This window comes from Streptomyces lasiicapitis, assembly GCF_014646335.1.
Taxonomy (GTDB): domain Bacteria; phylum Actinomycetota; class Actinomycetes; order Streptomycetales; family Streptomycetaceae; genus Streptomyces; species Streptomyces lasiicapitis.
On sequence record NZ_BMNG01000011.1, the window covers coordinates 31,412 to 44,164 of the forward strand.

Here is a 12,753-nt window from a genome sequence, read left to right on the forward strand (position 1 = left end):
ATGGGAACTTGCACAGTGTTTGCACAGCGGGGGTGCGGGCACCCGGTGTAGCTGTGACCATGGCTGGCAGGACCTGAATCCGCGAGGAAGACTGAGCCCATGAGCACCACGACGGTTGATCCGGCGCCGGGCGCGAACCTGGCCACGCTCCGTAAGGAACACGGGTGGACTCAGCGGAAGCTAGCCCGAACCGCTGGAATCTCTGAGTCGCTGCTGTCCAAGATCGAGGTAGGGGACAGAACCCTGACCCCGGAAGTGGCCACGTCTGTGGCCACACCGATGGGGCTGACCATGGACGAGGTGTTGGGCAAGGCCACTGTCGAGCGTCACGACGAGGCCCCGCTCTCGGCTCTCCGCTCAGCCATCCGGGACTACGACCTGCCGGACGGGCGAACGGTCGAAGAGGGCGCTGTCACCGAGGGTCTCAGGGCGGCGGACAGCCGCCGACGAAAGGTCGACGTAGCCACCCTCAAGAGGACCCTTCCAGGGCTCCTGAGGGACGCCACAGTCCACGCTCACACCCGGAACACCCCAGAGGCCTGGATGGTCCTTGCCGACGTCTACAGCTCCGTCTACTGGCTGGCTGCGCGGCACAGGTGGATGGACATGGCCGAGCTGGCAGTCACCCGTCAGCGCTGGGCCGTGGGGCAGAAGCCGAACCCTCTCGGCATGGCAGTGGCCGCCCGCGACCGCGCCGGAACATACCTCAACTTCGGCGATATCGAGCGAGGGCTGACGTTGGTTGATCGAGCCATTGCAGATGCCCAATCCAACCTCTCTGGCCAAGATCGAGACATCGCCGTCGCCATCCTCAACCTCAGGGGCATGACCCTGGCCGGACGCTTGAAGGACAAGCGGGAAGCCAAGCGGGAAGCTCAGCGTCACATCGACTCCGCCCACAACGCATGCATCGGAATGCACGAGGACATCAGCGTTCACGGACTCACCATCGGCCCGCAGAATACGTTCACTCATGAGCTGGCTACCTGTGTCGACCTCGGGAAACCCCATGACGCTCTCTCGCTGACGGACAATCTCAGCCGAGCGCTTCAAGGCTTGCCCCCCACTCGCATCGCCCCGACGTACATCAACACGGCGAGGGCGCAGCTTGACACTGGGGACCGGGACGGCGCACTGGAGAACTTGTGCAAGGCGTGGGAGGTCGCCCCTCAGATGGCACGCATCCACCCCATGGGCCGTGAGGTCTTCCGCGTCGTGTCCTCACTGCACCGACGCAGCAACGCCAAGCTGATGAAGCTGTCGAAGATGTCCGGCATCGAGGTCTGATCCACGGCCGGGAAATTACCCTTGATCTGCTCGAACCGGTGGCAGAGGCTGTCTCTTGCGCCCATCGCCCGGAGCCGGGTCCTAGGCTCTGCGAGACGGCCCAGCCGGGCTCTGTGGAGGTCGACACCAAGTCGTCACCAGACCCCGCACAGTCCGGTTTCAACCGGTATGAATAGGGATTGAGGGTAGCCCGTGAAACAACGCCTGACCTGCGCAGACCTTGATCACGGAGGTATGCCCTCCGCACCCACGGTGAACTTCCAGTTCACCGGACAGCGCTTCTACAAGATCGAGAACGGGCGCCTCACCGGGCAGCTGCGGGACGTCGCCTACCAGGCCACGACCACCGACTTCTGGGGCTCGATGACGGCGGTCGGCGGCCCGCAGACGTACGTACTCGGCGGCGCCTTCAACTGCGGCAAGGCCCAGCCGGGCCAGGTCGCGTCCGTGTCGCACGGCTGCCCCTCCGCCCTCTTCAAGGGCGTCAACATCCTCAACACCACGCAGGAGGCCGGTCGATGAGCCGCACCGCAAAGCCGCACGAGATCGTCGAGCGCGCCCTGGAGCTGTCCACCGCCGACGGCTGTGTGGTGATCGCCGACGAGGAGTCGACGGCGAACCTGCGCTGGGCGGGCAACGCGCTCACCACCAACGGCGTCACCCGCGGCCGCACCCTCACCGTCATCGCCACCGTCGACGGCAAGGAGGGCACCGCCTCCGGCGTCGTCTCGCGCTCCGCGGTGACCGCCGACGACCTGGAGCCGCTGGTGCGGGCCGCCGAGGCCGCGGCGCGCTCGGGCGGGCCCGCCGAGGACGCGCAGCCGCTCGTGACCGGCGGCTCCGCGTCGCCGGACTTCACGGACGCGCCCGCCGAGACCTCCTCGGCGGTCTTCGCGGACTTCGCGCCCGCGCTCGGCGAGGCCTTCGCCCTCGCACGGGCGGGCGGCCGCGAGCTTTACGGCTTCGCCAACCACGAGCTGACGTCCAGCTATGTCGGTACGTCGACGGGGCTGCGGCTGCGGCACGACCAGCCGAGCGGCACGCTGGAGCTGAACGCGAAGTCGCCGGACCGCACGCGTTCGGCGTGGGCGGGCCGGGCGACCCGTGACTTCAAGGACGTCGACCCGGGCGCCCTGGACGAGGAGCTGGCGCGGCGCCTGGCCTGGGCCGAGCGGCGGGTGGAGCTGCCGGCCGGGCGGTACGAGACGCTGCTTCCGCCGACCGCCGTCGCGGACCTGCTGATCTACCAGCTGTGGTCGTCGGCGGCCCGCGACGCGGCGGAGGGCCGCACGGTGTTCTCCAAGCCGGGCGGCGGCACCCGCGTCGGCGAGCGGGTCGCGGAGCTGCCGCTGACGCTGCGCAGCGACCCGAACGAGCCGGGCCTGGAGGCGGCCCCGTTCGTGATCGCGCACGCCTCCGGCGACGACGCGTCCGTGTTCGACAACGGACTGCCGCTGGCGCCCACCGAGTGGATCCGCGAGGGCGAGCTGGCGCGGCTCACGACCACCCGGCACAGCGCGGGCCTGACCGGCCTGCCGGTGGCCCCGGCGATCGGGAACCTGATGCTCCAGGGCGGCTCGGACCGCTCGCTCGACGAGATGGTCGCGGCCACCGAGCGCGGCCTGCTGCTCACCTGCCTGTGGTACATCCGCGAGGTGGACCCGGCGACGCTGCTGCTCACCGGTCTGACCAGGGACGGCGTGTACCTGGTGGAGAACGGCGAGGTGGTCGGCGAGGTGAACAACTTCCGCTTCAACGAGTCGCCGGTGGACCTGCTGTCGCGGGCCAGTGAGGCGGGTCGTACGGAGAAGACGCTGCCGCGCGAGTGGGGCGACTGGTTCACCCGGGCCGCGATGCCCGCGCTGCGGGTGCCGGATTTCAATATGAGTTCGGTCAGCCAGGGCGTATAACCTCGGAGACCGCACCCGTATCCACGCAGAGGTGCACGCACACCGCACCCCCGAGGTGCACGTTCCAAGAACACCCGAGGAGACACGAGACCCGTGACGGACATCGTCGACGAGCTGAAGTGGCGGGGACTGTTTTCCCAGTCCACCGACGAAGAAGCACTGCGCAAGGCGCTCGCGGACGGTCCCGTCACGTTCTATTGCGGCTTCGACCCGACGGCGGCGAGCCTGCACGTCGGGCATCTCGTGCAGGTCCTGACCGTGCGCCGCCTGCAGCAGGCGGGCCACCGCCCGCTCGCGCTCGTGGGCGGCGCCACGGGCCAGATCGGCGACCCGCGGCCGACCGCGGAGCGCACCCTGAACGACCCGGAGACGGTCGCGAACTGGGTGGCGCGGCTGCGCTCGCAGATCGAGCCGTTCCTGTCCTTCGAGGGCGACAACGCCGCGGTCATGGTCAACAACCTGGACTGGACCGCGGGCATGTCCGCGATCGAGTTCCTGCGGGACATCGGCAAGCACTTCCGCGTGAACAAGATGCTCACCAAGGACTCGGTCGCCCGCCGCCTGGAGTCGCAGGAGGGCATCAGCTACACGGAGTTCAGCTACCAGCTGCTCCAGGGCATGGACTTCCTTGAGCTGTACCGGCGCCACGGCTGCACCCTCCAGCAGGGCGGCAGCGACCAGTGGGGCAACCTCACGGCGGGCATCGACCTGATCCACCGCCTGGAGCCGGACGCGACCGTGCACGCGCTCGCGACGCCGCTGATGACCAAGGCGGACGGCACCAAGTTCGGCAAGACCGAGGGCGGCGCCGTCTGGCTCGACCCGGAGATGACGACGCCGTACGCGTTCTACCAGTTCTGGCTGAATGTGGACGACCGGGACATCTCGAAGTACCTGCGCATCCTCAGCTTCAAGTCCCGCGAGGAGCTCGAAGAGCTGGAGCAGCAGACCGAGGAGCGGCCGCAGGCGCGCGCCGCGCAGCGCGCGCTCGCCGAGGAGCTGACCGCGCTTGTGCACGGCGCCGACCAGTGCGCGGCCGTGATCGCCGCGTCGAAGGCGCTGTTCGGCCAGGGCGACCTGGACGGGCTCGACGAGGCGACGCTCGCGGCGGCGCTCTCCGAGCTGCCGCACATCCAGGTCGCCGAGCTCGGCCCGGTCGTCGACCTGTTCGCCGAGGTCGGCCTGGTCGCGAGCAAGTCGGCCGCGCGCCGCACGGTCAAGGAGGGCGGTGCCTACGTGAACAACGCGAAGGTCGCCGCGGAGGACGCCGTCCCGGCCCGCGAGGACCTGCTGCACAGGCGCTGGCTGGTGCTGCGCCGGGGCAAGAAGAACCTGGCGGCGGTCGAGGTCACGGCCTGAGCGGACAGGTCACGGCACGTACCGTCGGCCTGACTCGACGCACGCACGCATACGGGAGGGGCCGGTCCACCCGGACCGGCCCCTCCCGCGCCGCGACCGCCGCCAGGCCGTCTGTGACCGCCGTCAGGTCGTCTGTTTCTTCCCCTTGATCATGCTGTACGCGGCGTCGCCGAGGCCCACCACCACGAGCGCCGCCACCAGTTGGAGGGCGTGCCGCCCCCAGTCGATGCCCTTGGTCTCGTCGATGCCGAAGCCCGCGGCCATCCAGTTGCCGAGCACGGCGCCGATGATGCCGAAGATGGTCGTCAGCCACAGCGGACTGTGCTGCTTGCCCGGGAGAATCGCCTTGGCGATCAGGCCAAGGACGAATCCCACGATGATTGCCCACAACCAGCCCATAGCTGCCTCCTCAGACGGCTCGACATGAGCATTACGCTCAGTGTCGGCCCATCCGCCATACGGCGCATGTCGGGCACCTCCATACGTGGCGCGACGCACGCCCCACCAGGAGGCGGACCTGCCCCCGGTCTACGCGTCTGCGCATGCGCGGCGTAACGTGGTGGAGCGTCCAGGCCGGGGAGAGCCTGGCAAAAAGGGCAGGCGGTGGAACGTGATGCGGAAGCAGAGCGGCGTCGAGGTCTTCCGGATCACGGGGGCCCGGCAGGGGCTCGCGGACGACATTCGGGGGCGGCAGCGGCGGTATGTGATCTCGATGTCCGTCCGCACTGTTTCAGTCATTGCCGCCGCGGTGCTCTGGAACGTCGAGCGGCACGTCGCTCTGGTCGCTCTGGTGCTCGGCATCCTCCTTCCGTACGTCGCCGTGGTGATCGCCAACGCCGGCCGGGAGAACACTCCTTCGCTGCCGTCAACCTTCGTACCGGCACCGTCGCGTCCGATGCTGCCGCCGACGGCGTCCCGCGAACGGGACGCGGAACCCGTCCCGGAAGACGCGGCAGGGGCCGCGCACAAGGCTCCGGGCGCACCTTCACCCGAACAGAGCTGACCGTCGACGTTACGCCAAGCTCAAGAAATGCTCAGATCAATCATGTAGTTCCGGTGCCAGGCGGCCACTCCCCCGTGACATACTTCGTACGCGCTCCGCATCCCCCGTCGGAGCGACAGACCGACGCCGGGCAGCTCCCCCCGTGGCTGCTCGGCGTCGCCTTGTTTGGGATGAGTACGTGAGCGACGAAACACCGATCTGTTCCGCCAAGGGCTGCCGCGACGCCGCGGTGTGGGTGCTGGCGTGGAACAACCCGAAGCTGCACACCCCCGAGCGGCGCAAGACGTGGCTCGCGTGTGACGAGCACCGTGAGCACCTCTCTCAATTCCTGGGCGTACGGGGCTTCTTGAAGGACGTCGTGCTCCTGAGCGAGTGGGAGCAGCCGGAGGGTTCGGCCTAGCCGAAGGCCCCGCCCGGCCGGCTAGCCGCCGATCGCGGACATCGGGCGCTCGGGCTGCAGGAACGACGGGTCGTCGAGGCCCGAGCCCGCCTTCTTGCCCCACATCGCGAGCTTCCAGATGCGGGCGATCTCCTCGTCCGCGCTGTCCTCGGCGCGCAGCGCGACCCTGAGGTCGGTCTCCTCCGTGGCGAACAGGCAGGTGCGCACCTGGCCGTCGGCGGTGAGGCGGGTGCGGTCGCAGGCGGAGCAGAACGGGCGGGTGACGGAGGCGATCACGCCGACGCGGTGCGGTCCGCCGTCGACGAGCCAGCGCTCGGCCGGGGCGGAGCCGCGCTGCTCGGAGCCCTCCTCGGTGAGCTCGAAGCGGGTGCGCAGCGAGGTCAGGATGTCACCGGCCGTGATCATGCCGTCACGCTTCCAGCCGTGCTGGGCGTCCAGGGGCATCTGCTCGATGAAGCGCAGTTCGTAGTCGTTCTCGACGGCCCAGGCAAGGAGGTCGGGGGCCTCGTCGTCGTTCAGGCCCGGCATCAGGACCGTGTTGACCTTGACCGGGGTCAGGCCCGCGTCGCGCGCGGCTTCGAGGCCTTCGAGGACGTCGTGGTGGCGGTCGCGGCGGGTGAGGGTCTTGAAGACGTCCGGGCGCAGGGTGTCCAGGGAGACGTTGACCCGGTCCAGGCCCGCTTCCTTCAGGGCCTTGGCGGTGCGCTTGAGGCCGATGCCGTTCGTCGTCAGGGACATCTTGGGGCGGGGCGCCAGGGCGGCGCAGCGCTCGACGATGCCGACGAGGCCGGGGCGCAGCAGCGGCTCACCGCCGGTGAAGCGGACTTCCTCGATGCCGAGGCTCGTCACGGCTATGCGGATGAGGCGGACGATCTCGTCGTCCGTGAGCAGATCCGGCTTGGCCAGCCATTGCAGGCCTTCCTCCGGCATGCAGTAGGTGCAGCGCAAATTACAGCGGTCGGTCAGTGAAACGCGCAGGTCAGTGGCTACTCGGCCATAGGTGTCGATGAGCACTGCGGCCCCCTCCCCGGCGGTTGGATGCTGATGTTTCCGACTGGTTCCGACCTTACGCCAGACCTCTGACAACACCATGGGCTATTTGCCACGAGGAACGGTGCGGCCGCGTCGTAGGACTCTACGACGCGGCCGCTACAGGCAGATGAACAATGTCCGGTCAGTGGGCCCCTACGCCGGTGAGGGACTTGACCTCCAGCTCCGCGTACTTGCCCTTGTCCGGCTCCTCCTTGGAGAGGATCGAGCCGAGCCAGCCGAGCAGGAAGCCCAGCGGGATGGAGATCAGGCCCGGGTTCTCCAGCGGGAAGAAGTCGAAGTTCGCGTCGGGGAACATCGAGGTGGGCTTGCCCGAGACGACCGGCGAGAACAGCACGAGGCCGACGGCCGCGGTGAGGCCACCGTAGATGGACCAGAGCGCGCCCTGCGTGGTGAACCGCTTCCAGAACAGGCTGTAGAGGATCGTCGGCAGGTTCGCGGAGGCCGCGACCGCGAAGGCGAGGGCGACCAGACCCGCGACGTTCAGGTCGCGGGCCAGGGCGCCGAGCGCGATGGAGACGATGCCGATGAACACGGTCGACCAGCGGGCCGCCTTCATCTCTTCCTTCTCGGTGGCCTGGCCCTTGCGGATGACGTTCGCGTAGATGTCGTGCGCGAACGAGGACGACGAGGCGAGGGTCAGGCCCGCGACGACCGCGAGGATGGTGGCGAAGGCGACCGCCGAGATCACGGCGAGCAGGATGGCGCCGCCGGCCGAGTCACCGCCGCCGCCGATCTCCAGTGCGGCGAGCGGGGCCGCGGTGTTGCCCGCCTTGTTCGACGCGATGATGTCGCCGGGCTTGAGCAGGGCGGCGGCGCCGAAGCCGAGGACGATCGTCATCAGGTAGAAGGCGCCGATGATGCCGATCGCCCAGTTCACGGACTTACGGGCGGCCTTGGCCGTGGGCACCGTGTAGAAGCGGATCAGGATGTGCGGCAGGCCCGCGGTGCCGAGGACCAGGGCGATGCCGAGCGAGATGAAGTCCAGCTTCGAAGTGCCGGTGGCGCCGTACTTGAGTCCGGGCTCCAGGAACGCCGACCCCTTGCCGCTGTTGGAGGCGGCCGAGCCGAGCAGGTCGGAGACGTTGAAGTTGAACTTCAGCAGGATCAGGAAGGTGATGAGCACGGTGCCCGTGATGAGCAGGACGGCCTTGACCATCTGCACCCAGGTGGTGCCCTTCATGCCGCCGATGGTGACGTAGACGATCATGAGGACGCCGACCAGGGCGACGATGAGGATCTTGCCGGCGTCGGTGGTGATGCCGAGCAGCAGCGAGACGAGGACGCCCGCGCCCGCCATCTGCGCGAGCAGGTAGAAGATCGACACGACGATGGTGGAGGTGCCCGCGGCCGTACGGACCGGGCGCTGGCGCATCCGGTACGCGAGGACGTCGCCCATCGTGTAGCGGCCGGAGTTGCGCAGCGGCTCGGCGACCAGGAGCAGCGCCACCAGCCAGGCGACCAGGAAGCCGATGGAGTAGAGGAACCCGTCGTACCCGAAGAGGGCGATGGCGCCCGCGATGCCGAGGAAGGACGCGGCGGACATGTAGTCGCCGGAGATCGCAAGGCCGTTCTGGAAGCCGGTGAACTGGCGGCCGCCGGCGTAGAAGTCGGCGGCGCTCTTGGTCTGCCGACCCGCCCAGACGGTGATGACGAGGGTCGCGACGACGAAGGCCGCGAAGAGGCTGATGATCAGCGGCCGGTGCTCGGAGGCGTCGGATGCCGCCGCCAGGTCGATGACGGCGGTGTGCGCGGGGCTCATGCGTCGCCCTCCATGCGGGACTTGATCGCCTCGGACTTCGGGTCGAGCTTCGACGCGGCGTGGCGCGAGTAGAACCAGGCGATGAGGAAGGTGGTCAGGAACTGCCCGAGACCGAGCACCAGGGCGACGTTGATGTTGCCGAACAGCTTGGTGCCCATGAAGTCGCCCGCGTAGTTGGAGAGCAGGACGTACAGGAGATACCAGGCGATGAAGGCGATGGTGAGGGGGAAGGCGAACGAGCGGTGGGCGGCGCGCAGTTCGCCGAACTCCGCACTCTGCTGCACCTCGACGAACTCCTCCGTGGAGGGAGTACGGCGCGTGGGTTCTGGGCCGCCCTTCGGTGGCGGCGGTTCGGTGGCCACGGAGTCTCCTCGTGGTGCGGGGGCGGTGGGGACGGAAGCGGTGCGGTCCATGTGATCGGTGTGTTCTCTGCTCTCGAAGCGCTTGAAGTGACGCGGATCACGTGTGCCGCGGATGGTGATGCTAAGCCCAGGGGACGTGATCCGACAGGGGCTGATATTGGTTCTGTCCACTGTTCAACGTCACGACGGCGCGCCCGAAGCGGTCGAACTCCGCCTTTTCCCGCTTTCTGCGGGAAGCCATTGCTGGCCTGGGAGTTCGGGGGATAACTTCACCCTGCACCACTCGTCATGCACCTGCCCGAGCACCAGCAGTGTTCGGGCAGTTCCGTATCCGGATGATGTGGAGATCCCATGGCTCATCTGCGCTCCTCGCGCACGTCGCGCTCCAGACGACTGGCGCTCGCGCTGCCTCTCGGCGTCGTTCTCGCCGCGGCGGTCGGCTTCGCGCCCGGCGTCGCGACCGCCGCCCCGCTGGACGCCCCCGGTTCCACCACCGCGCGGGCCGCCGACACCGCGGCGGCGGCCAAGCTGGCGTACGTCGTCAACACCCGTACCGACGCCAAGACCATCGCCGCCGTGAAGAAGGCGATAGCCAAGGCCGACGGCACGGTCGTGGTCACGTACAAGAAGATCGGCGTGATCGTCGCGCACTCGGCCAATCCGGACTTCGGCAAGCAGTTGCGCGCCGTGCGCGGTGTGCACTCCGCGGGCGCCACCCGCACCTCCCCGCTCACCCCGGCCGCCACGACGCAGGAGGGCGCGCCGACCTTCCTGTCGAAGGCGCAGCAGCGGGCGGCGAAGGAGCAGGCTTCGAAGGAGCAGGGCAAGTCCCTGCCGCAGGGTGCCGCTTCGGGCAAGGGCGCCGCCCCGGCCCAGGAGCCCCTTGAGGCCGACCAGTGGGACCTGCGCTCCATCGGCGCCGACAAGGCCGCCAAGATCAACCCGGGCAGCAAGAAGGTCACCGTCGGCGTCATCGACACCGGTGTGGACGACACCCACCCCGACCTCGCGCCCAACTTCTCGGCGAAGCAGTCCGCGAGCTGTGTCGGCGGCAAGGCCGACACCTCCGCCGGTGCCTGGCGGCCGGCGAAGCCGGACCACTACCACGGCACGCACGTCGCGGGCGAGATAGCCGCCGCCCGCAACAACGTCGGCGTCGCGGGTGTCGCGCCCGGCGTGCAGGTCGCGGGCATCAAGGTGGCCGACCCGGTCAGCGAGCTGTTCTTCCCGGAGAGCGTCGTCTGCGCCTTCGTGTTCGCCGCCGACAACGGCATCGAGATCACCAACAACAGCTACTACGTGGACCCGTGGCTCTACAACTGCAAGGACGACCCGGACCAGCGGGCCATCCTCGACGCGGTGAACCGGGCCCAGCTGTACGCCCAGAAGAAGGGCACCCTGAACCTCGCCTCCGCGGGCAACTCCAACCACGACCTGGACGCGGACGAGATCGTCGACACCTCGAGCCCCGACGACTCCACGCCGGTCACCCGCACCATCGACCCGCACAAGTGCCTCGACGTGCCGGCCCAGCTCCCGGGCGTCGTCACCGTCAGCGCGACGGGCGTGTACAACGCCAAGTCGTACTACTCCACGTACGGCAACGGCGTCGTCGACATCGCGGCCCCCGGCGGCGACCGGCGCTACCAGCTGCCGACCGACACCCCCTCCAAGGACGGCGGCATCCTCTCCACGATGCCGGGCGGCCAGTACGCGTGGCTGCAGGGCACGTCCATGGCGTCCCCGCACGCGGCGGGCGTCGCGGCGCTGCTGAAGTCCACGCACCCCAAGGCGGGCCCGGCCGAGCTGCAGCGACTGCTGAAGCGCCAGGCGGACAACCCCGGCTGCCCGACCAAGCCGTACGACCCCGACGGTGACGGCAAGGTCGACGCGGTGTGCAAGGGCGACAAGAACCGGAACGGCTTCTACGGCCACGGGATCGTCGACGCGCTCGACGCCGTCAAGAAGTGAGGGCCCGATGACCAGTCACTCCCACACCCCCCTCGCTCGGCGCGCGCTCGCCCTCCCCCTCGGTGTCGCCGTGGTGTCGGCGCTCGCCTTCCTGCCGGGCACGGCCTCGGCGCAGCCCGACGCTCCCGCGGCTCCGGCGGCCGCGGGCTCCGGTGTCCTCGCCGCCGCCGCTGACGGCTCGTCGATGAGCTACGTCGTCAACGTCCGCACCGGTCAAGGCGGTTGGGCGTCGAAGTACGTCAAGAAGGCCATCGCCAAGGCCGGCGGCAAGGTCGTGATCTCGTACGACCGCATCGGCGTCATCGTCGTCCACTCCGCGAATGCCGACTTCGCGAAGACGATCCGCAAGGTCAAGGGCGTGCAGTCGGCCGGTGCCACGCGCACGGCGCCGCTGTCCGCGCAGACCAGCGACGACATCGACGAGTCACGGCCGCTCTCCGCCAAGGAGGCCAAGGCCGCGAAGACCGCCGCCGGCCGGGCCGCGGGCGACCAGGACGAGCTGGAGCCGCTCCAGTGGGACCTGCCCGCCATGAAGGCGGACCAGGCACACAAGGTGTCCCTCGGCAGCCCGAAGGTCACCGTCGGCGTCCTCGACTCCGGTGTCGACGACACGCACCCGGACATCGCGCCGAACTTCGACAAGCGCGCGTCCGCGAGCTGTCTGGGCGGCGTGCCCACGCAGAAGGACAACGCGTGGCGTCCGGTGGCCAAGGAGAGCGACCACGGCATGCACGTGGCGGGCACCATCGCCGCCGCGAAGAACGGCACCGGCGTCACCGGCGTCGCGCCGGGCGTGAAGGTCGCGAGCCTGAAGGTGGCCGAGCCCGCCACGGGCCTGTACTACACGGAGGCCGTCGTCTGCGGCTTCATGTGGGCGGCCGACCACGGCGTGGACGTCACGAACAGCAGCTACTACACGGACCCGTGGCTGTTCAACTGCCGTACCGACGAGGACCAGAAGGCCCTCGTCGACGCGGTCGGGCGGGCCACCCGCTACGCGGAGCGCAAGGGCGCGGTGAACGTCGCCGCGGCCGGCAACGCGGAGACGGACCTCGCCCAGGACGAGATCGTCGACGAGTCGAGCCCGAACGACACGACCCCGGTGAAGCGGACCATCAAGACCGCGGACTGCTTCGACATCCCGTCGCAGCTGCCGGGCGTGGTGACCGTGTCCTCCACGGGCGCCAAGAACATCAAGTCGTCGTTCTCGAACTACGGCAAGGGCGTCGTCGACATCACGGCGCCGGGCGGCGACTCCACGGCGTTCCAGAAGCCGCAGCCGCCCGCCACCAGCGGACTGATCCTGTCGACGCTGCCGGGCAACAAGTTCGGCTACAAGGCCGGTACGTCGATGGCCTCACCGCACGCCGCGGGCGTGGCCGCGCTCATCAAGTCCTCGCACCCCAAGGCCTCGTCGGCCCGGGTGAAGGCCCTGCTCTACCGGCAGGCCGACGCGATGACGTGCACCGACCCGTACGACATCGACGGCGACGGCAAGATCGACGCGGTGTGCGAGGGCGGCAAGAACAAGAACGGCTTCTACGGCGTGGGCATGGCCGACGCGCTGGACGCCGTGCGGAAGTGATGGCGTACGCGAGTGGCGCCTGGCTGAGGCGTCCGTGACGCCTCAGTGAGGTGTGTGAGGGCCG

Annotated in this window: 12 protein-coding genes; 8 read left to right on the forward strand and 4 right to left on the reverse strand. The window is 69.1% G+C overall.

The annotated features are described in order from the left end of the window. Positions 1-99: 99 nt before the first annotated feature. The 4 genes from IEY91_RS23710 to tyrS all read left to right on the forward strand — a co-directional run bounded on the left by IEY91_RS23710 (position 100) and on the right by tyrS (position 4,556). On the forward strand, positions 100-1,287 hold the full coding sequence (locus tag IEY91_RS23710) for a helix-turn-helix domain-containing protein (protein WP_189175621.1): 1,188 nt from the start codon (positions 100-102) through the stop codon (positions 1,285-1,287). Between the two features lie 252 nt (positions 1,288-1,539). Continuing rightward, complete coding sequence (locus tag IEY91_RS23715) at positions 1,540-1,809, forward strand: metallopeptidase TldD-related protein (protein WP_373288012.1); 270 nt, start codon at positions 1,540-1,542, stop codon at positions 1,807-1,809. Next, a complete protein-coding gene (locus IEY91_RS23720; protein WP_189175622.1) occupies positions 1,806-3,197 on the forward strand; it encodes a TldD/PmbA family protein in 1,392 nt (463 codons plus the stop codon). Before IEY91_RS23715 ends, IEY91_RS23720 begins: the two co-directional genes overlap by 4 nt. Positions 3,198-3,290: 93 nt before the next feature. Continuing rightward, positions 3,291-4,556, forward strand: a complete 1,266-nt coding sequence (tyrS, locus tag IEY91_RS23725) for a tyrosine--tRNA ligase (RefSeq protein WP_189175623.1) — start codon at positions 3,291-3,293, stop codon at positions 4,554-4,556. A 123-nt stretch (positions 4,557-4,679) separates the two neighbouring features. Here the strand turns inward: tyrS and IEY91_RS23730 are convergent, their stop codons facing one another. Continuing rightward, positions 4,680-4,955: a GlsB/YeaQ/YmgE family stress response membrane protein gene (locus tag IEY91_RS23730; protein WP_164326100.1), complete on the reverse strand. Its 276-nt coding sequence runs from the start codon at positions 4,953-4,955 to the stop codon at positions 4,680-4,682. Positions 4,956-5,169: 214 nt separating this feature from the next. Between IEY91_RS23730 and IEY91_RS23735 the strand changes: the two genes are divergently transcribed. Together IEY91_RS23735 and IEY91_RS23740 are read left to right on the forward strand one after the other, a co-directional pair. Then, the gene (locus IEY91_RS23735) at positions 5,170-5,559 is read left to right on the forward strand and encodes a DUF3099 domain-containing protein (protein WP_164326099.1); all 390 of its coding nucleotides are present in this window, start codon (positions 5,170-5,172) and stop codon (positions 5,557-5,559) included. 178 nt (positions 5,560-5,737) lie between these two features. Continuing rightward, the gene (locus IEY91_RS23740) at positions 5,738-5,959 is read left to right on the forward strand and encodes a hypothetical protein (RefSeq protein WP_164326098.1); all 222 of its coding nucleotides are present in this window, start codon (positions 5,738-5,740) and stop codon (positions 5,957-5,959) included. Positions 5,960-5,980: 21 nt separating this feature from the next. On the opposite strand, the gene moaA is transcribed toward IEY91_RS23740, so the two are convergent. The 3 genes from moaA to IEY91_RS23755 form a co-directional block, all read right to left on the reverse strand. Further along, positions 5,981-6,973 carry a GTP 3',8-cyclase MoaA gene (moaA, locus tag IEY91_RS23745; RefSeq protein WP_229697193.1) on the reverse strand — a complete coding sequence of 331 codons (993 nt, stop codon included), beginning with the start codon at positions 6,971-6,973 and terminating at the stop codon, positions 5,981-5,983. A gap of 160 nt (positions 6,974-7,133) precedes the next feature. Next, positions 7,134-8,771: a monocarboxylic acid transporter gene (locus tag IEY91_RS23750; protein ID WP_189175624.1), complete on the reverse strand. Its 1,638-nt coding sequence runs from the start codon at positions 8,769-8,771 to the stop codon at positions 7,134-7,136. After that, the gene (locus IEY91_RS23755; RefSeq protein ID WP_164326096.1) at positions 8,768-9,133 is read right to left on the reverse strand and encodes a DUF485 domain-containing protein; all 366 of its coding nucleotides are present in this window, start codon (positions 9,131-9,133) and stop codon (positions 8,768-8,770) included. The genes IEY91_RS23750 and IEY91_RS23755 overlap by 4 nt, the downstream gene beginning before the upstream one ends. Positions 9,134-9,484: 351 nt before the next feature. Between IEY91_RS23755 and IEY91_RS23760 the strand changes: the two genes are divergently transcribed. Together IEY91_RS23760 and IEY91_RS23765 are read left to right on the forward strand one after the other, a co-directional pair. After that, a complete protein-coding gene (locus IEY91_RS23760) occupies positions 9,485-11,104 on the forward strand; it encodes a S8 family peptidase (RefSeq protein WP_164326095.1) in 1,620 nt (539 codons plus the stop codon). Between the two features lie 7 nt (positions 11,105-11,111). After that, entirely contained in the window at positions 11,112-12,689 is a 1,578-nt protein-coding gene (locus IEY91_RS23765; RefSeq protein WP_189175625.1) for a S8 family peptidase, read from the forward strand. Positions 12,690-12,753 lie beyond the last annotated feature (64 nt).